Annotated in this window: 24 protein-coding genes; 5 read left to right on the forward strand and 19 right to left on the reverse strand. The window is 56.7% G+C overall.

All coding sequences use genetic code 11. The features are described 5' to 3' along the window. Window positions 1-4: 4 nt before the first annotated feature. The 6 genes from EU556_RS10935 to EU556_RS10960 all read right to left on the reverse strand — a co-directional run bounded on the left by EU556_RS10935 (window position 5) and on the right by EU556_RS10960 (window position 6,332). Window positions 5-1,132, reverse strand: a complete 1,128-nt coding sequence (locus tag EU556_RS10935) for a cytochrome-c peroxidase (protein WP_135434062.1) — start codon at window positions 1,130-1,132, stop codon at window positions 5-7. A 9-nt stretch (window positions 1,133-1,141) separates the two neighbouring features. Then, complete coding sequence (locus tag EU556_RS10940) at window positions 1,142-1,915, reverse strand: MbnP family protein (RefSeq protein WP_135434064.1); 774 nt, start codon at window positions 1,913-1,915, stop codon at window positions 1,142-1,144. Between the two features lie 143 nt (window positions 1,916-2,058). Then, window positions 2,059-2,586, reverse strand: coding sequence for an NADPH-dependent FMN reductase (locus EU556_RS10945; protein WP_135434066.1), 528 nt, complete (start codon window positions 2,584-2,586; stop codon window positions 2,059-2,061). A 159-nt stretch (window positions 2,587-2,745) separates the two neighbouring features. Continuing rightward, entirely contained in the window at window positions 2,746-3,501 is a 756-nt protein-coding gene (locus EU556_RS10950; protein WP_135434068.1) for a succinate dehydrogenase/fumarate reductase iron-sulfur subunit, read from the reverse strand. 103 nt (window positions 3,502-3,604) lie between these two features. Further along, window positions 3,605-5,539 (reverse strand): fumarate reductase/succinate dehydrogenase flavoprotein subunit, encoded by a 1,935-nt coding sequence (locus tag EU556_RS10955; protein ID WP_135434070.1) that lies wholly within the window; start codon window positions 5,537-5,539, stop codon window positions 3,605-3,607. 25 nt (window positions 5,540-5,564) lie between these two features. After that, window positions 5,565-6,332, reverse strand: a complete 768-nt coding sequence (locus tag EU556_RS10960) for a succinate dehydrogenase cytochrome b subunit (protein ID WP_135434072.1) — start codon at window positions 6,330-6,332, stop codon at window positions 5,565-5,567. A 245-nt stretch (window positions 6,333-6,577) separates the two neighbouring features. Here EU556_RS10960 and EU556_RS10965 point away from each other — a divergent pair, with 245 nt between their 5' ends. The 3 genes from EU556_RS10965 (at window position 6,578) to fabD (ending at window position 10,789) form a co-directional block, all read left to right on the forward strand. Beyond that, entirely contained in the window at window positions 6,578-9,460 is a 2,883-nt protein-coding gene (locus EU556_RS10965) for a T9SS type B sorting domain-containing protein (protein ID WP_135434074.1), read from the forward strand. 146 nt (window positions 9,461-9,606) lie between these two features. Further along, window positions 9,607-9,834 carry a hypothetical protein gene (locus EU556_RS10970; protein WP_135434076.1) on the forward strand — a complete coding sequence of 76 codons (228 nt, stop codon included), beginning with the start codon at window positions 9,607-9,609 and terminating at the stop codon, window positions 9,832-9,834. 67 nt (window positions 9,835-9,901) lie between these two features. Further along, a complete protein-coding gene (gene fabD / locus EU556_RS10975) occupies window positions 9,902-10,789 on the forward strand; it encodes an ACP S-malonyltransferase (RefSeq protein ID WP_135434078.1) in 888 nt (295 codons plus the stop codon). Window positions 10,790-10,859: 70 nt separating this feature from the next. Here the strand turns inward: fabD and folK are convergent, their stop codons facing one another. Together folK and EU556_RS10985 are read right to left on the reverse strand one after the other, a co-directional pair. After that, window positions 10,860-11,351: a 2-amino-4-hydroxy-6-hydroxymethyldihydropteridine diphosphokinase gene (gene folK, locus EU556_RS10980; RefSeq protein WP_135434080.1), complete on the reverse strand. Its 492-nt coding sequence runs from the start codon at window positions 11,349-11,351 to the stop codon at window positions 10,860-10,862. 4 nt (window positions 11,352-11,355) lie between these two features. Continuing rightward, window positions 11,356-12,228: an alpha/beta hydrolase family protein gene (locus EU556_RS10985; RefSeq protein WP_135434082.1), complete on the reverse strand. Its 873-nt coding sequence runs from the start codon at window positions 12,226-12,228 to the stop codon at window positions 11,356-11,358. Window positions 12,229-12,702: 474 nt separating this feature from the next. Between EU556_RS10985 and EU556_RS10990 the strand changes: the two genes are divergently transcribed. Next, entirely contained in the window at window positions 12,703-13,926 is a 1,224-nt protein-coding gene (locus EU556_RS10990; protein WP_167855539.1) for a tyrosine-type recombinase/integrase, read from the forward strand. Window positions 13,927-14,069: 143 nt separating this feature from the next. Further along, window positions 14,070-14,627: a hypothetical protein gene (locus EU556_RS10995; protein ID WP_135434086.1), complete on the forward strand. Its 558-nt coding sequence runs from the start codon at window positions 14,070-14,072 to the stop codon at window positions 14,625-14,627. 150 nt (window positions 14,628-14,777) lie between these two features. On the opposite strand, the gene EU556_RS11000 is transcribed toward EU556_RS10995, so the two are convergent. The 11 genes from EU556_RS11000 to EU556_RS11050 form a co-directional block, all read right to left on the reverse strand. After that, a complete protein-coding gene (locus EU556_RS11000; protein ID WP_135434088.1) occupies window positions 14,778-15,545 on the reverse strand; it encodes a hypothetical protein in 768 nt (255 codons plus the stop codon). A gap of 110 nt (window positions 15,546-15,655) precedes the next feature. Beyond that, window positions 15,656-16,213 (reverse strand): glycoside hydrolase family 19 protein, encoded by a 558-nt coding sequence (locus EU556_RS11005; protein WP_135434090.1) that lies wholly within the window; start codon window positions 16,211-16,213, stop codon window positions 15,656-15,658. Between the two features lie 48 nt (window positions 16,214-16,261). Further along, a complete protein-coding gene (locus EU556_RS11010; protein ID WP_135434092.1) occupies window positions 16,262-16,540 on the reverse strand; it encodes a hypothetical protein in 279 nt (92 codons plus the stop codon). Further along, window positions 16,540-16,830, reverse strand: coding sequence for a hypothetical protein (locus tag EU556_RS11015; RefSeq protein WP_135434094.1), 291 nt, complete (start codon window positions 16,828-16,830; stop codon window positions 16,540-16,542). The genes EU556_RS11010 and EU556_RS11015 overlap by 1 nt, the downstream gene beginning before the upstream one ends. Then, entirely contained in the window at window positions 16,830-17,333 is a 504-nt protein-coding gene (locus EU556_RS11020; RefSeq protein WP_135434096.1) for a DUF6712 family protein, read from the reverse strand. Before EU556_RS11020 ends, EU556_RS11015 begins: the two co-directional genes overlap by 1 nt. After that, complete coding sequence (locus EU556_RS11025) at window positions 17,330-17,857, reverse strand: hypothetical protein (RefSeq protein WP_135434098.1); 528 nt, start codon at window positions 17,855-17,857, stop codon at window positions 17,330-17,332. The genes EU556_RS11020 and EU556_RS11025 overlap by 4 nt, the downstream gene beginning before the upstream one ends. Then, complete coding sequence (locus tag EU556_RS11030; protein ID WP_135434100.1) at window positions 17,835-19,172, reverse strand: hypothetical protein; 1,338 nt, start codon at window positions 19,170-19,172, stop codon at window positions 17,835-17,837. Before EU556_RS11030 ends, EU556_RS11025 begins: the two co-directional genes overlap by 23 nt. A 4-nt stretch (window positions 19,173-19,176) precedes the next feature. After that, complete coding sequence (locus EU556_RS11035; protein ID WP_135434102.1) at window positions 19,177-19,728, reverse strand: hypothetical protein; 552 nt, start codon at window positions 19,726-19,728, stop codon at window positions 19,177-19,179. 56 nt (window positions 19,729-19,784) lie between these two features. Further along, window positions 19,785-20,360 carry a hypothetical protein gene (locus EU556_RS11040; RefSeq protein ID WP_135434104.1) on the reverse strand — a complete coding sequence of 192 codons (576 nt, stop codon included), beginning with the start codon at window positions 20,358-20,360 and terminating at the stop codon, window positions 19,785-19,787. Further along, window positions 20,361-20,897, reverse strand: coding sequence for a hypothetical protein (locus EU556_RS11045; RefSeq protein WP_135434106.1), 537 nt, complete (start codon window positions 20,895-20,897; stop codon window positions 20,361-20,363). Further along, entirely contained in the window at window positions 20,897-21,892 is a 996-nt protein-coding gene (locus EU556_RS11050) for a hypothetical protein (protein ID WP_135434108.1), read from the reverse strand. Before EU556_RS11050 ends, EU556_RS11045 begins: the two co-directional genes overlap by 1 nt. Window positions 21,893-21,900: the final 8 nt, after the last annotated feature.

A 21,900-nucleotide genomic window follows, 5' to 3' on the forward strand; every position in this document is an offset into this window, starting at 1 on the left:
ATACTTAGTAAGATACCGATTTGTGGGCAAAAGCGCTAGTAACCGATGGTGGAGTTTCGATGGCTGGCACTGGTGCAGCCAACCGCTTATCGTGGAGAAAGGATTCGTCGGTTAGGGTGTTGAGAAAGGCCAGAAGGTCGGTCTTTTCCTGAGGCGAAAGGGGTATTTGAGGGCGGCGATTAGGTTGTTGGAATATTGGGTCGAGAGTAGGTGAGGTGACAATCCCCTGGTCGTAATGGTTCAGTACTTGTTCCAGCGTTTGGAATCGACCATCGTGCATGTAAGGCGCCGTAACGGCCACATTGCGGAGGCTAGGGACCTTGAAGCGCCCGACATCTGACCGACGACCAGTTATATGTGCCCGACCCGAATCGAGGGGAAATGCGCGGTCTAGGCCATTATTGCGGTACGATTCATCCGTGAACGTATCTCCAGCATGGCAGGGAGTGCAGTTTCTGCGCAGAACTGACAAGCCGCGCAGTTCACTTTTCGACAACATACCTCCCGCTTCATGCCGTCTAAAGTGGTCGTAGCGGGAGTTGGCCGAGGTGAGACTGGCCGTGAATTGTGCCAGCACCCTGAGAAACTGATACGAGTCGATGGGTTGCCGACCGTAAAGCTTGGCGAAGCGCCGTTGGTAGTCAGGATTTGCGTTGAGCTTGTGGAGTACATTGGCTAGCGTTTCGCCCATCTCCAGATGGTTAGCGAGCGGCGCAAGAGGCATCGTTTCAATGTGATTCGCGCCACCATCCCAGAGCAGTTCCTTGCGCCAGCGCAAGTTCTGCAGGCCAGGAGTATTGCGAGTACCGAGGTGGCCTAGCACGCCGCGGCTGTAACGCTGTCCTGCATCCGAGAAAGCAGTGGCTTGCTTGTGGCAACTGCCGCAAGAAACTTCCCCCGTGCGCGACAGGCGGGCATCATAAAATAGGGCGCGCCCTAGTGCGAATGCTTCCGAAGATGCAGAATTCTGATCAAGAGCATATACGGGAGGCGGAAAGTTACTCGGTAGTTCAGTACCTGGAACCGACTGGCCAAACCAACTAGTCTCAACATTTCGTGCAGTACAGGCCAGCACTAGGCCACTAGCAAGGCTCAATAGCCAATAGCCAAGCTTCCGGCGGGAATACCACATGACTACGTGTTATTTTTCCTGCACCTGCCGTACAGTAAACATGCCTGCCGCGTAATTATCAGCCAGCCTCATAGCGCTAGGGCCAGCACCCATGATGTTATACGTATCAGCAAAACGAATTGTGTTTGGGCCCGAGAGCATGCGCAACACATCTGCTTGCATCTGAACGGTAGGAACCCGGTCTTGTCGGATTTGAATGGTGGCGCCGGCTAAGGTAGGTGATATAACCCGGATGGCATTATTGGGTGTTTTGAACCCACCCACGTGAAGGAGTACTCCGTGGTTTCCAGGAGCCTGCGGAGAAGAACCTTCCAGCTTCGCGAAGATGTAGCCAGTATTCCAGTCCCAAAACATGCTGTTAATTGGGTCCAGTGCGCCAGCTTTTGCCCCCGACACGTTGTGCGTACTATCCACACCCACCATGAAAGTAAGGGAAGAATAGTCACCAGCGGGTATACCGCTCAGGGTAATAGTTTTAGAGGCAGCCTTGGCCTCATCCACTAGGAAGTAGCTCTCCGGAACTGCGTACTCAGTACCATCGGCTTTGCCTAGCTTGAAGTTGGAGAGATAATACTTGAAAGTAGAGACAGTAAAACTTTCTCCCGCCGGCGTGGTGTAGGGTGTAGCTGAATTCAGTGTGAGTGAGGATCCTCCCACCACGTGGCTGATTTCTAGGTGAAGGGCGCTGCTAGGTTCCGCCTCCTTATCAGTATTACCACAGCCGGTAAATACCAAAGCGACAATCAGGAATACCAAAAGCACTGAAAGCTTTGAGCGTGTCATGAGGCGAAACATTAGGAGCAAATAATTAATAAGCAGGAGACAGGAGTGACTATTCACGCCAATCCACTAAGCTTATGTACCGATGGGGGAGGAATCTACCTGTTGAGTATTTTGAAGATAACTGTTTGAAACCAACCTACGGGTTAGAAAGCGAGTAATGCTTCCACTTGTTCTTGCAGCAACTGCTGATAAAGTGGCTCTGTGAGTTGCCCTTCGCTAGTCAGGTATTTGTCAATGAAGGGTAGCCGCACGCGTTGGGGAAGCACAGCTGTACCAAGGTACATGAGTACATCTGTTAAGTGGTTCACGGGAAGCAGACCACCTTGGCCACCCGAAGACAGGCCTACTAAAGCGGCTTTCTTGCCCCGAATACCACCAGGGTAGGGAAGACCATCAATAAACGCTTTCAACACCCCTGGGAAAGAGGCATTGTACTCCGGAACAATAAACACCAACTTATCCGCCGCTTCAGCCATTGCTACTAAGGTGTTGAAATGGTCGTGCGTGCCTGTATTGTGGTAAAGCGCAGTGCTGGTGAAGTCGACGGGCAGTTCGGTCAGATCAAGGATCTGAAAAGCTGCTTGATGCCCAGCTAAGTAAGAGCCATATACTTCGGCAATACGACGGGCGCGGGAGTTGGGCCGGTTGGTACCAGCAACGATGGTAATCATGAAATCAAGTAAATTATATGAAGCAGTTCAAACGGCTACACATGCTCTTGTGTGCTTAGCAGGGGCTACTAGTACTCTCACCATCTGCAGTAACACAACAGCAACAAAAAAGCGAACCGGTTACCCGATTCGCTTTTTCTATGCTAGTAACTGCAAACTTTACGCAAGGTTATTAGAAGTGGCCTTAGCGTTGATGTATTCACGGTTCATGATGGCAATGTTCTCCAGGGAGATACCCACTGGGCACTCAGCAGCACAAGAACCGATGTTGGAGCAAGCGCCGAAGCCCTCTTTATCCATCTGGGCTACCATGTTTTCCACGCGAGTTTTGCGCTCTACGTGCCCTTGAGGTAGCAATGCTAGCTGGCTTACCTTGGCCGACACAAACAGCATAGCCGAGGAATTTTTGCAAGACGCTACGCAAGCACCGCAGGCAATGCAAGTAGCTGCCTCAAATGCCCGGTCGGCAATGTCCTTCGGAATTGGAATCTCGTTGGCATCGGGAGTGCCACCCGTGTTGATTGAGATATAGCCACCCGCTTGGATGATGCGGTCGAAGGCAGAGCGGTCTACACTCAGGTCCTTGTTAACCGGGAAGGCAGCCGAACGCCAAGGCTCGATGGTGATGGTGTCACCGTCGGAGAACTTGCGCATGTGCAGCTGGCAGGTGGTGGTACCAGCCTCGGGACCGTGCGCACGGCCATTGATGAACAGGTTACACGAACCACAAATGCCCTCACGGCAGTCATGGTCGAATGCTACGGGCTCCTCGCCCTGACGCAGCAGATCCTCGTTCAGCACATCGAGCATTTCCAGGAACGACATATCCGGGGAGATGTCCTTCACCTGGTAATCCACAATGCGACCCTCGGTGTTGCGGTTACGCTGCCGCCACACTTTCAAGGTGAGGTTCATTGGTTTGGCATTGGGGTTACTTCCAGCCATTGTATTTCTAGGGTATAAAGTCTTGAAAAACTGGATTGAGTGGCCTAGCAGATGAAGCTAGGCCACTGCCACCTTATTTGTAGCTCCGCTGGGTAAGCTTCACGTTCTCGAAGCGCAGCTCTTCCTTATTCAGGATTTCGGGCTGGTTCTCGCCGTTGAACTGCCAGGCAGCCACGTACGTGAAGTTCTCGTCGTCACGGAGGGCCTCACCTTCCGGCGTCTGGTATTCCTCGCGGAAGTGGCCACCGCAGCTCTCGTTGCGGTTATAAGCGTCATCAATCATGAGCTCACCCAGTTCCAAGAAGTCGGCCACACGACCGGCATTTTCCAGCATTTGGTTCATCTCCTGATCGGTGCCGGTCAGTTTCAGGTCGCTCCAGAATTCACGACGTAGCTTCTGAATCTCCGTCTTGGCGTGGCGCAGACCCTCAGCGTTGCGGGCCATGCCGCAATACTCCCACATGATATGGCCTAGGGCCTTGTGGAACTCGGCAGGAGTACGCGTACCGTTAATGCTCATCAGCTTCTCCACACGGGCCCGTACCCCGGCCTCCGCCTCCTTGAAGGCAGGGTGTTCGGTGGTAACAGGTTTGGGAGGAGTCTGGGCTAGGTAATCACCAATGGTGTACGGAATCACGAAGTAGCCGTCGGCTAAACCTTGCATTAGGGCCGAAGCGCCCAAGCGGTTAGCACCGTGGTCGGAGAAGTTACACTCACCGGTGGCGTATAGGCCGGGGATGGTAGTCTGCAGGTTATAGTCTACCCAGAGGCCACCCATGGTATAGTGCACGGCTGGGTAAATGCGCATGGGCTGCTCGTAGGGATTCTCGCCAGTAATCTTGGCGTACATATCGAACAGGTTGCCGTACTTCTGGCTCACCCACTCGGCCCCGTTACGCTTAATAACGTCGGCGAAGTCGAGGAACACGGCCAAGCCGGATCCACCTACACCGCGACCCTCGTCGCACATCTGCTTGGCATTGCGCGATGCCACGTCGCGAGGAACGAGGTTACCGAAGGCAGGGTACTTACGCTCCAGGAAGTAGTCACGGTCCTCCTCCTTGATGTCACTTACGCGGATTTCGCCTTTGCGCAGACGCTCAGCAGTTTCCTTGGAAGCCGGCACCCATACACGGCCGTCGTTACGCAGCGACTCCGACATCAGCGTCAGCTTCGACTGGTAGTCGCCCGATACGGGGATACAAGTGGGGTGAATCTGGGTGAAGCAAGGGTTAGCAAAGAAGGCACCCTTCTTGTGCGCTCGCCAAGCAGCGGTGGCATTGCAATATTTGGCGTTAGTGCTCAGGTAGAATACGTTACCGTAACCACCGGTGGCCAGTACCACGGCGTGGGCCGCGTGCTGCTCAATCTCGCCGGTGATGAGGTTACGGGTGATGATGCCACGGGCCTGGCCGTCAACCACTACTAGGTCCAGCATTTCGCTGCGAGTGTACAGCTTCACTTTGCCGTAAGCTACCTGACGCGACAGAGCCGAGTAGGCACCCAGCAGCAGCTGCTGTCCGGTTTGGCCACGGGCGTAGAACGTGCGGCTCACCTGGGCGCCACCGAAGGAGCGGTTAGCCAGCAATCCACCGTATTCCCGGGCAAAAGGAACGCCCTGGGCCACGCATTGGTCGATGATGTTTACCGATACCTGGGCCAGACGGTACACGTTGGCCTCACGGGCACGGTAGTCACCACCTTTAATGGTATCATAGAACAGACGGTACACCGAGTCACCGTCGTTCTGGTAGTTCTTGGCGGCGTTGATACCTCCCTGAGCGGCGATGGAGTGCGCACGGCGGGGAGAATCGTGGTAGGTAAACGCCTTTACGTTGTAGCCCAACTCGGCCAGGGAGGCCGCAGCGGAAGCACCAGCTAGGCCAGTACCTACAATGATTACGTCGTATTTACGCTTGTTAGCTGGGTTAACCAGCTTGACATTGAACTTATGCTTGTCCCACTTCTCGGCCAAAGGCCCTTCGGGAATTTTGGAATCCAGTATCATGCGCTAAAATGAAAAGGGTGGGGGGCTAGCGAAGGGCCGGCTCCGTGGTAAGGGACTGCTCTACGGTGTTGCCCGTAGCAGGGCGTGGCTGGTAGGCCTCGCTGAAGAACATCACCAGAGGAATAATGGCAAACAGGGCAGATACAATCACCGAGAAGCCATAACCCGTCAGATAAATGGCGGGCGTATACTTGCGGTGGTTGAGGCCGAGAGTCTGGAAGCCGCTGCGGAAGCCGTGCCAGAGATGGTAGCCCAGGGCAATCTGCGAGAGGGCGTACAAAGCCACGTACCACGGAATTTTGAAAGAGGCAGCTGCCACAGAATACAGGTCGCCCACGGGGTGGTCGAGGTTAGGCACGCGTACTTCGGCTAGGCCACCCATGGCATCAAAGCGGGAGCGAATCCAGAAGTTCATCAGGTGCACAATTAGGAAGATCAGCAGCAATGTGCCTAGCAAAGCCATGTTGCGGGAAGCCCACTGCGAGTTTTGCTCGGAGTGGTTCACCACGTAGGCCTGTCCGCCGCGGGCCTTCTTGTTTTTTACGGCCAGGGCCAAACCCTGGTAAATGTGCGCCAACAGGCCTAGCATTAGCACCACTTCCATTGCCCGGATGACGGGATTGGTGCCCATGAACTCAGCCCAAAAGTTGAAAGAAGCGCCGCCATCGTGGCGAAGCATCTGGAGGTTAATCAATAAGTGAACCACCAGAAAGGAGCAGAGAAACAGGCCCGTGACAGCCATGATAAACTTGCGGCCGATGCTGCTGGAAAAGGTCTTTGTTATCCAACTCATAAGAGCTACTGAAAGGTTTGGGTAGGTCGGTTGTACTGGTCAAAGGTAGGGTCCAACCCGGTAGGAAACAATCTGCGCTTACCTTTCACGTTAGTAAGGAATAATCTTGAATCTATCTACTGCCGGCTCCGTTAGAACTATAACGGTACTAGATTAACCCAACTAAGAGGTTTTTTGTTAGGTTCCTGACGCATTTTTACTGACCTTCTTTCCTTCGTTTTTTCGACTCTCAATACCCTGATTCTATGAAGCTTCCCTTACTTAACCGCGCCGCCCGTCTTGGGTTGGTGCTACTAGTATTGGTGCTGGCTTATTTTGGACTGACGCCTGCGGCCCACGCAACCCACCTGCGCGCCGGCGACATCCAAGCCAAGACGGATACAACGGCCGCCCGTAACCCGCGGCGCATCTTCTTTAAGATGGTGCTTTATGAAAGCAATGTAAACACGAGTGTGTCGCAAACTGAGGCCGATATCTTCTTTGGAGATGGTACCGTTACCCAAAAGATTCCGCGTGTCAGCAGAACGCCTGTCGGCTGTGATGGCACTACGTTTCGATTAGTATTTTATTTCGAACATACCTACCCCGCTGTTGGTCAATACACGGTACATTTTCTAGCTGAGAACCGCAGCATTGGGGTAAGGAATATGGCTAACTCCCAGGGGCAGAGTTTCTATATTTCTTCACGCATAACCATTGACCCGGCTCTAGGAATAAACCAATCACCAATCCTGAATGCACCGGCCTACGATAGGGCGAGCAGAAATCAAGTATTTCTGCACAACCCCGCAGCCTCAGATGCTGATGGAGACTCTTTGTCTTATGAGCTAACTCCCAGTCAATTTGTTCCTGGTGGTGTAGCCGCTGTATTAGCTCAGACAGGTAATAATCGGAACACACCGTTTCCGGTTCCTAGCACAAGTTTTCAATACCCCAACCAGATTGGAAATGGTGTGCAAGTCCCGTATGTAGGGCCACCAGCATATGTGCCTAATGCGGCAGCAATATTTGAGCAAAGCCCTATTACTGGGCAAGTAGTGTGGAATGCCCCTATAGAAATTGGTGATTACAACTTCGCTTTTCGAGTGCGTGAGTGGCGCCGAGTGCCCGGTGCTAAGGCAAGGTTAATCGGCGAATACATTCGGGATATGCAGATAACTGTTGGTAACAACAACAACCTGCGCCCAACCATCACGGTCCCCACCGATCTTTGCGTTATTGCTGGCGTGCCGGTTACGGGTGTTGTAACTGCCACCGATCCAGAAAACCAACAGGTTACGCTCACCGCTTTCGGGGGCATGCTGCCCCGTCCGGCCAACTTTGTGCAGAACTCGCTTGGGCCTCCAACGCCCCGTGGCACCTTCACCTGGACTCCAGGGTGCACGGATATTCGGTCGGAACCACACCAGGTGCTGTTCAAAGCCGAAGACAGGCCCGCCAACAATTGCGGCGCCGCTTTGATTGATGAACGCGTGTGGAATATCCTAGTGGTAGGGCCACCACCCCAAAACCTGCGAGTAGCTCCATCTGGCAATACGGCTCAACTAAGCTGGGATAGTTATTCCTGCCAGAACCCTGGTGCTCAGATTCTGATTTTCCGCAAGGAGATGCCCTCTCAATGGTCTCCTTCAACTTGCGAAACAGGAATACCTGCCTCAGCCGGGTACATACAAATTGGTTCGGTGGCCGTGGGCAGCCGCACGTTTGTGGATGACCGCAATGGCCTAGGCCTAGAGCGGGGAAAGAACTACTGCTACCGCATTTATGTGCAGTTTGCCCGGCCTGCGGGTGGGGCCAGTATTGCTTCTAACGAGGCCTGCATTACACTGGAAGGCCGCTCCCCTCGCTTTACCAACGTGACGGTAGACCGCACAGACGCTACAAATGGCCAGATTACGGTGCGTTGGACACGGCCTGCTCCCCTCAATAGCTTCAACCCACCGGTAGGTTACCGTTTATATCGGGCAGTAGGACAAAACCCCACGTTCCCGACCACGGCTACTCCTCTCCGGACCATTACCAATCTCAACGATACGGTGTTTGTGGATACTAACCTCAATACCACCGACAACGCCTACACGTACAAGCTGGAGTTCTTCAGCAATACCCTGCCCTCGGCCAACTCGCCGGTAGCTATTGAAACGGCTGGGCCGGCCTCTAGTGTGCGGGTGACTACTACCGCCGATCCGCTGGCTAATACTATTGCCCTCACTTGGACCTACAATGTGCCATGGGATAACTCCCGCTATCCATCAACGATTTACCGGCGCGACGGGCTGACGGGGGCTTACGTGCCAGTGGCCAAAGTAACCGGCACTACTACGGGAGGTACCTACCTCGACCGGGGTACGACGGCTAGGCCACTAGTGAAGGGCAGAACGTATTGCTACTACATCAAGACTAAGGGCGCCTACGCTATTGCCCCCAACGATTCGCTCATTAACCTGAGCCAGGAACGGTGTGTGGCCCTAACGCCCGTATTGTGTACGCCGGTGCTCACCCTCAAGCCTACGAACTGCGACAGCTTAGCAAGTCGACTGTTTGATTTGCCCAGCACGCCCGTGAATGGGCAGGTGTACACCAACTACCTCAGCTGGACGCTCAGCGCGCAGCCAACCGCTGACTGCAGCCGGGATGTGGCATCGTACATAATCTACTATGCACCTACCCCCAATGACTCTCTGACCGTGCTGACAACGGTGCCTGGCTCGCAGACCACGTATGCTCACCAAGGCCTGACTTCGGCCCAAGGTTGCTACGCCGTACGTGCGGTAGATGCGGCCGGTACGCGCAGCTTGCTCAGTAATAAGGAATGCAAGGATAACTGCCTACTGTTCTTGCTCCCGAATATCTTTACTCCCAACGGAGACGGGAAGAACGATACCTTCCGGCCCAAAGTCTTTAGCCCTATCCGTCGCACTAGCGTAAAGATTTTCAACCGCTGGGGAGTGAAGGTGTACGAGAGTGACAAAGATCCTCTCATCAACTGGAGTGGCAGCGGCAGTGGTGAATCTGGCTCTGGTTCGAAAGTATCGGAGGGAATGTACTACTATCAAGCTGAGGTAGAGTTTGGGGACATTAACCGCACAAAACGCACCTTTAAGGGGTGGGTACAGGTGAACCGCTAACTGGCCTAGGCCTCTGTAAAAAGAAAAGGAGCGAACAGTTGCTGTTCGCTCCTTTTCTTTGTGCCATGATAAAGTCTTGTCTTGTATTCCTACTGTTGGCGGGCGGCGTGGCCGGTTGTCAACCTCAGACTACTCCTACCACAACTATGCAGTCAGCCACCAACGCCGAGGCAGCGCGGGCGGCCGTTGCCGCCTACGTCAAAAGCCAGCCCAACGCCGCGCTCTACCAGCTCGATTCAGCGCGGGTGATGGATGTGGATACCAACTGGCAAGTGCTTGTGCCCCGCACCGATTGGGCTGGGCGCATGCCAAACGCCGCGGCTTTTGAAGTCGACAAAAAAACCGGAACCGTCACTACGCTGAAAGTTAAATAGACGACGACGCTAGGCCACTTGCCCCGTTACTCTTTTTGTTCTCCCAACTACAACCACCTTCCACTACGTGAAAGCAGTCATTTTCCCTGGTCAGGGTAGCCAGTTTAGCGGCATGGGTCGCGACCTATACGAGCAGCACCCTGAGGCCAAGCGCCTGATGGACCAAGCCAACGAGATTCTAGGCTTCTCCCTTACTGATGTAATGTTCTCAGGCTCGGAAGAAGACCTGCGCCGCACCGACGTAACTCAGCCCGCTATCTTCCTGCATTCCGTAGCCCTTGCTGCCGTACTGCCCGATCTGCGCCCCGAAATGGTGGCTGGTCACTCCCTCGGTGAGTTTTCGGCGTTGGTAGCAGCTAAAGTTCTGAAATTTGAGGATGCGTTGCGGCTGGTAGCTCAACGGGCTCAGGCCATGCAGGCCGCCTGTCAGGAGCAGCCCGGCACGATGGCCGCCATTCTAGGCCTCGACGATGATACCACCGCCCGCATCTGCCAGGAAATTACGCAGGCTGGCAATGTAGTGGTAGCTGCCAACTACAATTGCCCCGGCCAACTGGTAGTGTCAGGCTCGCAGCGGGGCATTGAGCTGGCCTGCGAACAGTTGAAGGCAGCTGGTGCTAAGCGCGCGCTGCCGCTGCCCGTAGGTGGCGCGTTCCACTCACCGTTGATGCAGTCGGCCGAGGCGGCCTTGGCTCAGGCAATTGCTGCTACTACCTTCTCGGCAGGCATTTGCCCCGTGTATCAGAACGTAGATGCTGCTCCCCACACCGACCCCGACGAAATCCGGGAGAACCTCGTGCGCCAACTCACGGCCCCCGTCCGCTGGACCCAGAGTGTGCAGCGCATGGTGCAAGACGGCGCCACCGAATTTGTAGAGTGTGGTCCAGGCAAGGTGCTGCAAGGCCTTGTGAAGAAAATTGCTCCCGAAGCTACGGTTAGCTCTGCCACAGTTTAGGAGGTGGCCTAGCACAGAAAAGCCCGTCAGATACATCTGGCGGGCTTTTCTATTTACTAAAGGTTGGGCTTCATGATTTATCGGACACAAGATGTACTTCTAAGTGGTCAGGGCAATTTATCAGCAGTTGAGCTACCGACTGGCCTAGTACAGGATGAACCACATTGGTAGCAATATCAGCCAAGGGCGCCAGTGCAAAGCGGCGCTCCGGCAAGCGGGGGTGAGGTACCTGCAGACGAGAGGTGGCTAGTACTAAATCATCGTAAAGCAGAATATCCACATCAAGGGTGCGCGCACCCCAGCGTATCAGCCGTTCCCGGCCCGCCAGTTGCTCCACGTGCTGGCATGCATTCAGCAGTTCTTCGGGCTCAAGGGAAGTCTGTAACCTGATGGCCTGGTTTAGAAAAGCAGGCTGGTCCTGTAAGCCCCAAGCCGCCGTCTCGTAAAGCCCGGAAACGGCTTCCACTATACCAGCCGCGGCAGCTAGTTGAGTTATGGCTTCCTGAAGAATAGCTACTCGGTCGCCAAGGTTGGAGCCGAGCAGGAGATAAGCTGTGGGCATAGGCCTAGAGTACGCGGCGTAAGAAGGCAATAGTTACGTCGGCGGCTTGTTGGGCTTGCTCGGGGAGGTGTTCATGCGCCCAAGGGTGGCCGCCCCCGAAGTTATGGGTAACGCCGGGCAGAATGGCCAGCTCGGCGGCTGGGTGCCAGCTTTTCAACTCGTGGGCTTTCTCCACCGATACCGTTTCGTCCTGGTCGCCGTGTACGATGAGCGTAGGCCTGTCGCGGAGTTTGCGGCGCACGTTATGCGGAATATCGAGGCGGAGGCGGTGCTGGTGGTAGTCTTCCACAATCTGGAAATACAAAGGAAGTTGCTGCTTGGTGCGGCTGTTCTCCACGTGAAACACACCTTCCTTTTCCCAATGCTGCATGAGCTCCTCGGTCCAGCCGGGGTTCACATTATTGATGGCGGCCCAGGTAACCACGGCTTTCAGGCGGGCATCTTCAGCAGCTTTCAGCAGGGCTAGGCCACCTCCGCGGCTGTGCCCAATGAGGGCCACGCGCGTCAGATCAGTTTCAGCGGTGGGCAAGGGCGTGACGGCCGGGTTGAGCAGGGTATCCAGCAGGACGCCGATGTCGTCGAGCTCCAAGCTGAAGTTGTTGCGGCCAAATGCTTCCAAGTCCTCTAAGTCGCCGGTACCGCCCACTACTAAGCCGTTGTGAGACAGGTTGAGCTTCACGAACACGAAGCCTTGCTGAGCAAAATAGTCGGCGAGCAGGTTGAAATGGCCCCAGTCTTTAAAGCCCTTGAAACCGTGCACGAACACCACCACGGGTTTGGTCTGGCCATCGGGCAGGTAGCGTGCATCGGCGGCAAATGGCCGGGTATGATGAGGCGAGGACAGCAGGAAATCGAGGCGAACGGGCTGGTTTGGCATACTGCTAAGGTACACCCAGAAAATGGGGAGTGGATGAATAGAAAACGGCACTGCCCACCCGTATTTGCCGCCGCGCACGGAATAGAACGCCCAACCTCCCAGTTTCCTAGCCTACTACTCACCTTTTCACCGTATCATTGCACCGCCCATGATAGCAGGGATTTGATTGCAGCGCGCCCGTTCGGAAAACCGATCGGGCGCTTTCGTTTTCTGGCCTTTTATCCCCTCTGCCGTGCGTCCGAACCGGTTACCCTCTACGGTTACCCCCCACCCAAAACAGGACTATAACTGTGTTGCTACACTGTTACGATATACTACTGTCCTGTGCCCTCGCATTAGCCTATCCGCAACCACTACGCCCGTCCCCTATGATTCCCTTCTACACTACCTATTGCGCTCGCGCCGACGAGTCCCGCCGCCCTATTCCTGCGGCACGGGACTATGTTCACTCACTCTGAGTTCACACACACCATAATGGACGTTAAGCTCTGGCTGAAGCGTCACAAAGCAAACAAAGCAGGCCGCGCCCCGATCTCGATCCGACTCACGATCGACGGCAAGCGCGCCGAGATCTCGTCGAAAATCCGGATCGCTCCGGACCAGTGGGATCAAGACGCCGAAAAAGTTATCCCGCTGCCTGCCGGTGGCGGACTATCTATCAAAACTATAAACCTCTACAACGAAGACTTGGAGATCCAAGTCGCGAAGCTAAAGCTCCTAAAAACTAAGATCGATTATGACGGGCTTACGGTTCAGGACGTCGTCAAGGCGCTGAAGCCGCGCCCCGTCGTGGACTTGCTCGCGCCGCTCGACGTGGTGCTCAGGGAGCACTATGCCCAGGCCAACCGCGGCACGTTCAACAATTTCTCCCGGGTGCGGGATCTGCTCGCGACGTGGGCCCAGCTCCAGAAGCAGCGCTCGATCAACCGCGAGCACTTCCTGAAGGAAGGGGCGACGCAGTTCGCGACCTGGCTGCAAACGCAGGTCGGGATCCCGTCCGTCCGGAACGCGTTTATCGCGCTGACGGCCATGTGGCGGCGAGCTGGCCTGCTCAGTAGCTCACCGTTTACCGGGATCAAGCTCGGCCGCCATCAGAAGAAAGCGAAGGCGTCGCTCTCACGTGAGCAGTTTTACACGCTGCGCGACGCCGACGAGCTGACGGGCCGCGCCCATCACGCCCGAAACGCCTACGTCGCCGCGTTTTACTTGCACGGAAGCCGGATCTCCGCCGTGCTGCGCTTACGCTGGAGAGACTACGACGAGCAGGCGGGAGTCGTCACGTATCAGGCCATGAAGGGTGGGCCGCTGAAAAAGGTCGCGGTCGGCGAGCAACTCCGGCGCGTGCTGGAGCAGTACCGGCCGGAGCAGCCCGCGCCGGAGCAGTTGATCTTCCCGATCCTGCAATCGGACTTCCATCAGCTCGCGCAGGATCCGCGGCATAAGGCCCAGCAGCGCGGCGTCACGTACTGCAATCAAGGCCTAGCCGCTGCGTGCAAAAAGCTCGGCCTACCGGCGAACTTCACGCCCCACACGGCGCGGCACACCATGGCCCGAATGAGTATCGAGAAGACGAAGGATATCCGCGCCGTGCAGCACATTCTCGGCCACAGCAACCCGCGACAAACCGAGGTGTATATCCGAGAAATGCTAACGGAAGAGATCGACGTCGCCGCCGCGTCGGTGTATGACGATCTATAAAACTTCTAATTACTAGCCCGGCAATTGGCTGGAGTTAAGCAATCGTAAAAAGCCCGTTAATCAATTATACAAGTTGATTAACGGGCTTTTTAAGTAAAGTCACTTACGCGGAAATAGTCCAATTACCGGAGGTAGTTTCGTTCATGCAACTACCTCAGAATGATTATGAATTACAGGCTTCCGCGTGCTTGAAAGCAGCAGCGGAGCACCGGAAGACGCTGGAGCCTTCCGCCATTATGCTTGCAGGCAGTGAGGACGAGGGGAAAGAGTTGTATCAGGAAGCAGTACTGCGAGCACATGACACTATCCAGAAATACGGCTTTCACGGCGAAGGCTATCAGTTTTATATCTGGCGCATCATTAAGCGGCTCAACGTCGAGCAAAAGGAGCGCGCCGTTAAGCAGCGCAGCTCCAGCTCGACGCGGGCCGCGCTCGCGCTCGCCGTCGAGCAGCAGAGCAGCGATCTAATGGAGCAGCGGATCGATCAGAAGCAGCACCTAGCGGATCAGATCCGCTTCGAGCTGGAGTCGCGCTTCTCTCAGGCCGACGTGAACACCTTTAAACTTCACGTGAACGGCCAGAGCTGCCGCGAGATCGAGCGACTCACTGGCACTAACTACCGATCAGTTAATCGGACGATTAACTCGATTAAGAGCTATTTATCCGGCTTGTTCCGTCCTGCCTTCGAAGGGATCGAATAGCCGCGCAGAGCGTGTCGGGCGCGTTTGTGTGGACGCCAACCCGACAGGATCCGAGAGGATTGTATCGAGTCCTGGTGTCAGACAGACCGGGCAAACAAAAAGGCCCACCGCGCACGGTGGACCTTTTTGTTTGTGGCTTTTTATAGCCTTTTATAGCTGAGGGAAGGGCGCGAAGCTGATCGGGTGCTGCTGCTTGTGGCGCCGGAAGTACTGCTGATTGCGCCGACGCTCGCGCTGGAGCTGTCGGAGCGCTCGACGATAGACTCGTCGATACTTGTCCCGGTTTCGCTCCGTGATCCGTTCCGTCCGGTTTGCTTCCTTATAGGAGTAGCGACGCGCCTGCGCGGTGGCCGAGCACGCGAGCAGCAGCAGCAGCGCCCCCAGGAAGGGAAGCGAGCGCAGCCACTTCCCCGCGTATTCGTGAATTAGAAAGCCCCCCACAAAGCCCAACACAATAAATAACACGTGCGCCCACCATGGGCCGGAGCTGCTCTGCTCGATCTGCGGCGACGCTGTCGCGTTGGGGCCCACGGCCACGCCCTGCGACTTGCGAGCTGATACAGCTGTTCCGGAGTCGCGAGCGTAGGAGCTGGAGCCGGAGACTTTCGTCTTCGTGTCCTGCTCCAGCTCCTGGCGCACGCTGGCGATATTGCCCTGACCGGATTGCACCGTGACAGCGATCGAGCTGTTCCGCATCTTTTTTGGGAGCTGGAGCTGCGCGCCTGCAGGTAGCGCGACGACGTGCACCGCCGGCGCTTTTTTCTGAAAAAGGGAAGCCAGCCAGCCCGGGCGCGAGCTGCTCTGCGACGTGTCGCTCTGGAGCTGGGCTTGCGTCGGCTGGAGCTGCTCGATCGCTCGCGACGTCGAGCAGCTCGTAAGCAGCGCGAAGCAAGTCAGCAAAAGGAGTAAAAACTTCATAAGGGTACGGGGTTAAGTTGTTGAGTCTTGACTCCTAAAAGGCAAAGGGCCGGATCTGTGACAGATCCGGCCCTTTACAGCTGCTGGGTTTTCGTAATACACTAACTGGCCTAGGCCACTGGAGCAGGCACCACCCCGCCAGGAATGCCGAGTACTTTCGCAGCCTGCAGGAAGCGACGCTCGCGATCTTCGATCCCGTTGCGGCCGCCGTTGATCCGCTTCGTGATCGTGACGAAGAAATTCCCGTCCGCCATCTCGTTCAGGTTCCGGCTCTGCCAGTACCAGCCCGCCGACAGCGCGGCGAGTCGCGGCTGCTCCAGCAGAACAGGGTTCGCGATCAGATCGACGCCGAAGGCTTTGCCCAGCGCGTAATAGTTGGCCCGGCCTGTGATCTGAATCAGCCCCCGACCCCGAAAGCGCACGCCGTCGCCGGGCTGCGTATTGCCCAGATCCTTCCGGCCTTCATACGCAGCGCCGCTCGCGATCTCCCTCGCGTAGTCCAGGCCGCACGATTCATGGCCGATCTGCGCCAGGAAGTGGGCCACGCGCAGCGGCGAGTATATCCGGTACTTCAGCAGCGTCTCGTTTATCGGGGCGAGATACTTGTCCGCTTCAGCAGCGGAGCAGCCGATCAGCGCGGCCATCAGTTGAGTTTTTGTTAGTTGCATACTCCCAAAAGGAGCAGCGTCGGATCTGTGACACAAAAAAGGGCCGCGCTACTGCGCGACCCCGTCCTGCTCCGGCGAGCACTGCTGCGCCGCTTCCGCCTGAATCTTGGCTTTGTTCTCGAAGGTGCTCCAGCCGTAACCGGCCGCGATCAGCGCCAGCGTCGGAAACCAAATTTCGGACGGGGGCCAGCGATTGAAGATCCAGCCGATCGGGAAGCAGAGCACGCTCGCAACCGTAAAGGCGGCGAGCGTCATCATCCGGCCGTCCGGCTGGCCGCGTGCGTCGTGGAAGGTGCGCTCGATAAAAGAGGGTAGCTGTGTTTTCATTATGCAGGATCGTATTCGGCCGCAGGGTAGGGATCCGGAGCCGGGAGAATGCCCTTCGCGATCAGGTGCTTCGTGATCGCGTCGTGAGAATTGCGCAGCGATCGGTTTTCCCGATCGAGTCGGCGCACGGTGGCCGACAGGCCTTTAATTTCTTCCGTGTTGCTCTGGAGCGCTTCCGTCAGGACGCCGAACTGCTTAATTAGCCGCGTAGCTAGGCCGACGAGCACCATCCCGACGCCGCTCGCGAGCAGGCCGAGCAGCCACTTCAGTATTTCTTCCGCTGTAAACATTAGCAGTCCAGCCCCCCGATTAAGCCAGACGACGGCGCAGCAACGGATCCGTAGGGCGCGTAAGACGGATAATCCGACTTATGCTCAGTAATCCAGCGGACGAACTCACTGGAGTAATATTCGGCGTTGCCGGTAACCATCGCGAGCAGATCCTGCGTCGTCTTATAGTCGGCCGACGTCGAGACGTCTTTCCCGTTCTTAACGGTCATTCCCGCGTCCGTGACGTGCATCGACAGCGACGGCCACGCCTGAACGACGGTCCACTCGGCGAGCATATTCTTCACTTCATTGGCCAATGAAGCGAGAGGATCTGCGACGTCGCTCGCTTCCTTCTGCGCGAAGGCGAGCAGCTCGTCGAAAAGCCGATCGCCCAGCAGCGGCCGCAGTCGCCGTCCCTCGGCGAGTGGTATCGCGATCGTAATCTTTTTATGCCCCGCGTTTACTTGTACGACGGTGCGCTCGGTTACCTCGTCACTTGTGATAAGATGCTTTAAAGCTGTCATTTTCGGGCTTTTAAATTCTTTCTAATCGTTTCGCGCTCCCGCTTGGCGGCTTCCCGCTTCGCTATTCGATCCGCTTTCGCCTGGCTGACTACCGGCTCGCGCAGCGGCTTCGCTTTGAACTCGACGCCGGCCACGATTCCCGCCTCTTCCGGCGTCTCGACGAAGCGCTGCTGCTCGACGCTCCAAAAGGCTGTCACGGTTACCAGATTGCCGGATCTCCAGCTTCGCCAGTTCTGGCGTCCTTCGTCGTAGTAGCGCGTACCGAAGCCGTTCGTCTTGGCCTGCTTGCTGGCCGGAATGAAGTTCGGATTCCGGACGCCCGTCCGGTAGCCGGAAAGCTGCCCAGCGCGGCCCCGCTTGCGGTTCTCCGGCGTGTCCGCCAGTCGATAGGCGAACACGCAGGGAACTTGATTCAGGTAGTAGAGCAGCAGCTTTTCGGAGTACTTCGCGAGCTGGAGCAGCTTCTGCTCATTCTCCCGCCGTTCGTAGTAGTCGGCGAGCCTAAGCAGCAGCGGCTTCTTCATCTTCGAGATCCTGATCGCGCTCGTCGGACTCGTCTCCCGCTGGAGCAGCTCCGGCGCCGCGCTTGCCGTAGTTTATCATGCTGCGCAGCTCGTCTTCGTCGAGAATGTTTTCGAGCGTCGCTTCGCTAAACATGAACTTAATCGGGAGCGTCGTCAGGATATCGAGCGCGGGCTTATCCTCGTCGAGTCCCGGTAGATCCTGATTGATACCCTTCACATAAGGCAGGATATCGTCGTAAAAGCATTCCAGGATCGCGACCTGATCCGGACGGCATACCGTGTTGAAGTACATCTCGAAGGCTTCCCGGATCTCGGCCCCGTCGCCGCCCAGCGTGCCCCCGCCAGGAAGGCCCACCACGACGGGCGACGTCACGCCGCCGACGCTCAGAATGGCTTGCTTGGCCTGCTCCGCAACGGATTCGTAGGTTTCCGGCGTTACCGTCGTGATCGTCTGCACCTCGGCCATTTTATCCGCAGAATCCGTCGTGCCGTCGCCCCACAGGATCATAACCGATTCCGCTTCCTCGCCCTGATACTTGTCCTTTACGGTGTTAGTGAACTTGTCCCGCTGCGACTTTGCTGTGATTTTATCGCCGTTGGGAAGCGTTTCGTCGATCGGACCCTTCCGGATGCTAATCAGCGTATCGATACCGAAGCGCGTCGCGACGCGGTTATCGTGGTATTTCGAGAGCCGTCCCTCAACCTTCATGTAGTTGAGCACTGGAGCCAGCTCCAGCGTCGGGTAGTACTCCGATCCGGCGTCTTCGCCGAAGTAGAAAAGCAGCTGCCGCTTATCTTTTTTGGCTGTTTCCGGATTAAAGGCCGCGATCGGCTGCGGCTTGTAGAGCTGGAGCTTTGTCCAGTCCCGGCACAGATAGAACGTATCGACTTCCTCGTTATCGTTCAAGGGCCCTGAGGCTACCTGCTCGATCCGCTGGTGATAGACTTCCGTTATATACTTGCCATCCTTCGACCAGACGATCTGAAGCGCGAAGGCGCGCAGCTTGGCGAAGTCCTTCGACAGTCGCCGGAGCAGCTTGTTCGCGGTGCGGTAGCGCCCCCTCAGTGCGATTTTCTTCAAAAACGCGTGCAGCTTAGGATAGAGCTTCTTATCCGTGACGAAGCCCTGCCCAGCCGTGAACAGCGCTCGACGAGCGCACATCGCGGCCGCCGTGGGCGAGTGCTCGATCAGCGCGAGTACTTCCTTCATGAAGCCGTGCTGACCGCCCCACTCGACGAAGCCCTGCGCTTTGTTGAGTTGGGGAACGGGAACTTCGATCGCGGCGAGTTTTAGCGGGACGGTAGTTGCGTGCATTGTCCTAGAATTGGCCCAGCTTGGCCGGGAGCAGATAAGCGAAGCCTCGGAAGGGTGTCGGGGCGGGAGTGGCCGGGACGCCGTCCTGCGGCGTCGTGGGCGTGCTGCCGCTGTTGTGTATCAGGTTGATAAAAGTCTTATTGACGGCGCGAGCGGCGTCGTCCTGCGTGCCCTCCAGCGTGAAGCCGGTGCTCGTCTCGCCGCGGAACGTGCCGCCCTTGAACTGAAACTTCAGCAGCCGCAGGCCGCGAGTCTGGCCGTAAAGCCACCAGTTGGAGTTGAAGTCGAGCAGCAGCGCGATCACTGGCCCCGTCTGGAGCAGCGCCTGCAGGACGGATCGACGCTCAGCCGAGAGGCTCGGCATCAGCAGCCCGATCGCCTGCGCGTACTGATCGCCCTGTTTCGTGAGCGCGTACTGCTCGCCGAACTCGCTCGCCTCACTGCATTCGAAGCGCTCCCAACCGGAGAGGCCAGCCATCGAGCTGATCGTCGAGCAGTTTGCGTCAGCGTAGGAAAAACGGCCTTTAGCAAAAGGGGCGACCAGGAGCGTCTTCACGCCCCCGATCGCCACTATTTGCGTGCCTAGTAGTGAGTAGAGCACGGCGTCAGAACTTAGGCGCCAGGAGCAGCAGCGGCGGCGTCCACCTGCGCGAGCAGTCCCTCGAATTGCTCCTTTGTCAGCAGCTCGGCTTTGCGGCTTTCCGCGCCGCTGATAACCATGTCGAAGCCGTTGAAGTCGCCGGGAGCCGTGCCGGAGCCGGAGTCGTTCTTCTCGTTTCTCAGGCCGTTATCAGCGCCTACGATCACGTAGTCGCCCATACGCGTCTTGCAGATATGCGTCGTGCGCGTCAGGTCGGCCACCTTCGAGAACGCGTCGAGCGCTCGCGTCTTACCGGCGAACTTATAGCCGATCGCGTGCTTAGGGTAAGTGTTATTCCCGAATTGCGTCGCGTCGGAGTAATACGCCTGATCGTCTTCGAACTCCAGCCGGTGAATCGTCACGCCAGCGTCAGGACGCAGGGAGATCGTCTTGATCTTTTCGGCTCCCTCGCCGTTTTCCGGATCGGGTTCGCGCTCGATCAGCAGGCTCGACAGGCCTTTGTCGGTGAGCGTCGAGAGGGCGATCGCGAGAGCGAGTCCGCCCTGCGCGTAGCGAGCTACGCGGGTAATGCTTTTACCTAGTTTCATTTAAACTTCTGGAGTTACTACTGTGGTGGCCTGAGCAGCTTGCGCTGCCTTTTCGTCGAAATAGTACTGGCCGGATCCGTCCTGCCAGGCTTGCGGGAGCTTGAAGCGACGCAGCAGCTCGCGAGTCTCGGCGTGCTCGTCGAGCGGCGCAGCGGGAGCAGGCGTCAGGATCGGCTCCAGGCGGATAACCTTGGCCGTGAGCTGACGCGTCACGATCTCCAGCTCGCGGCGCTCGCGCTCGATCTGGAGCTTCTCGCGCTGGAGCTTGTCGCAGCGTGCGCCGATCGAGACGTACTGCGACGTCGTCTGCGCATTCACGCTGCGCAGGCGCTGGATCTCGCGCTGCTGCTCTGCGAGCTGGAGCTGAAGCTGCTCGATCGTCACGACGGGCGCGATCGGCGAGTCTGCTTCGGCGAGTGTGTCCTGCGAAAAGCCGTGCAGCAGCAGCGTATTTTCCTTTGCTGCGTCTTGGAGCGAAACCGCAGAGGCGGCTACCGGAGTAGCCGCCTCTTTGATTGTTTTCGTCGTCTTAGTCATTAGACCATCACGACTTTTTGCTGCGGGAGCAGCAGCGTCGTATCAACCACGGCGACGGCCTTGCCGAATTTTTTGTCGCCCAGGTTGTTCACCTTGCCGATCTCGAAAGACGAGGCGTCCGACAGCAGATCCGTCGCGACTACGAAGTCAGTTTGAAGGCCGGCAATCCGGTAGTTAATCGGAACGAACTCGATCTTCATGCCCAGGTACTTCACGACAGCCGTCTCGATATCGTCGCCCGAAACGGTGAATTTGTCGCGATACGTCTCGTTATCGTTCGCCTGCAGAATCAGCGCGAAGTCGCCCTCGGGCACGAAGAGCGTCGCCTTACCCGAAACTTCCACCGGCAGGGCCGAATGAATCCGCTTGTAATTGGCGGCGATATTGCTCGCGTCGATCGTGCCAGTCGGAGAGACAGCAATCACTTTGCCGTCTGCATCTTCCGTAGCAGCAACTAAAGCAGCGGCGAGCAGGCCCGTCGTTTTGGTGGTTTTCTGCCCAGCAGCCCAGGCTTTTTGAGCGTCCGTCACGTTAGCTGACGCGGCGATCTTCGCCTTATCCGTAGCCGATACACCGCCCCAGATCAGCTTCTCGAAGTTCTTACCGAGGCGAGGCTCGACGTAAGCGATAACCGTCTGCTCGAACTTGTTCGACGTGATATTAGCCGCGCCCTTCAGCATATCTTCGCTAAAGCGGGAGTTCCGGAGATCCTCCATCGAGAAGCCGTCGAGCGCCATGATCTTTTTAGGGTTCACGGTGCGATCGGAGAACTTTAGGGAGTTGTTCGCCTCATAACCGGCGAGGTCTGTCTCCTTAATGTCTTCTTTGTAATCGACCCACTCGATATCGCCGCTGATCGTGGTGATCGTTTCCTCATTCTTGATCTCCGGCAGGAAGCGAACGATCCCTTTGCCAATGGTGCGGTTTGCCAGGATCACCAGGGCGATAATGTCCTGCGCGTGCTTACCGGCGAAAACTTTAGGATTGTACTGCATTTAGTTGA

Source organism: Hymenobacter fodinae (assembly GCF_004745825.1).
GTDB classification, from domain to species: domain Bacteria; phylum Bacteroidota; class Bacteroidia; order Cytophagales; family Hymenobacteraceae; genus Hymenobacter; species Hymenobacter fodinae.

Bases quoted from the DNA above. Each gene is read 5' to 3' on its own strand.
- EU556_RS10935 (WP_135434062.1), bottom strand. From the start codon at position 1,132: ATGTGGTATTCCCGCCGGAAGCTTGGCTATTGGCTATTGAGCCTTGCT.
- EU556_RS10940 (WP_135434064.1), bottom strand. From the start codon at position 1,915: ATGACACGCTCAAAGCTTTCAGTGCTTTTGGTATTCCTGATTGTCGCT.
- EU556_RS10945 (WP_135434066.1), bottom strand. From the start codon at position 2,586: ATGATTACCATCGTTGCTGGTACCAACCGGCCCAACTCCCGCGCCCGT.
- EU556_RS10950 (WP_135434068.1), bottom strand. From the start codon at position 3,501: ATGAACCTCACCTTGAAAGTGTGGCGGCAGCGTAACCGCAACACCGAG.
- EU556_RS10955 (WP_135434070.1), bottom strand. From the start codon at position 5,539: ATGATACTGGATTCCAAAATTCCCGAAGGGCCTTTGGCCGAGAAGTGG.
- EU556_RS10960 (WP_135434072.1), bottom strand. From the start codon at position 6,332: ATGAGTTGGATAACAAAGACCTTTTCCAGCAGCATCGGCCGCAAGTTT.
- EU556_RS10965 (WP_135434074.1), top strand. From the start codon at position 6,578: ATGAAGCTTCCCTTACTTAACCGCGCCGCCCGTCTTGGGTTGGTGCTA.
- EU556_RS10970 (WP_135434076.1), top strand. From the start codon at position 9,607: ATGCAGTCAGCCACCAACGCCGAGGCAGCGCGGGCGGCCGTTGCCGCC.
- folK (WP_135434080.1), bottom strand. From the start codon at position 11,351: ATGCCCACAGCTTATCTCCTGCTCGGCTCCAACCTTGGCGACCGAGTA.
- EU556_RS10985 (WP_135434082.1), bottom strand. From the start codon at position 12,228: ATGCCAAACCAGCCCGTTCGCCTCGATTTCCTGCTGTCCTCGCCTCAT.
- EU556_RS10990 (WP_167855539.1), top strand. From the start codon at position 12,703: ATGGACGTTAAGCTCTGGCTGAAGCGTCACAAAGCAAACAAAGCAGGC.
- EU556_RS10995 (WP_135434086.1), top strand. From the start codon at position 14,070: ATGCAACTACCTCAGAATGATTATGAATTACAGGCTTCCGCGTGCTTG.
- EU556_RS11000 (WP_135434088.1), bottom strand. From the start codon at position 15,545: ATGAAGTTTTTACTCCTTTTGCTGACTTGCTTCGCGCTGCTTACGAGC.
- EU556_RS11005 (WP_135434090.1), bottom strand. From the start codon at position 16,213: ATGCAACTAACAAAAACTCAACTGATGGCCGCGCTGATCGGCTGCTCC.
- EU556_RS11010 (WP_135434092.1), bottom strand. From the start codon at position 16,540: ATGAAAACACAGCTACCCTCTTTTATCGAGCGCACCTTCCACGACGCA.
- EU556_RS11015 (WP_135434094.1), bottom strand. From the start codon at position 16,830: ATGTTTACAGCGGAAGAAATACTGAAGTGGCTGCTCGGCCTGCTCGCG.
- EU556_RS11020 (WP_135434096.1), bottom strand. From the start codon at position 17,333: ATGACAGCTTTAAAGCATCTTATCACAAGTGACGAGGTAACCGAGCGC.
- EU556_RS11025 (WP_135434098.1), bottom strand. From the start codon at position 17,857: ATGAAGAAGCCGCTGCTGCTTAGGCTCGCCGACTACTACGAACGGCGG.
- EU556_RS11030 (WP_135434100.1), bottom strand. From the start codon at position 19,172: ATGCACGCAACTACCGTCCCGCTAAAACTCGCCGCGATCGAAGTTCCC.
- EU556_RS11040 (WP_135434104.1), bottom strand. From the start codon at position 20,360: ATGAAACTAGGTAAAAGCATTACCCGCGTAGCTCGCTACGCGCAGGGC.
- EU556_RS11045 (WP_135434106.1), bottom strand. From the start codon at position 20,897: ATGACTAAGACGACGAAAACAATCAAAGAGGCGGCTACTCCGGTAGCC.
- EU556_RS11050 (WP_135434108.1), bottom strand. From the start codon at position 21,892: ATGCAGTACAATCCTAAAGTTTTCGCCGGTAAGCACGCGCAGGACATT.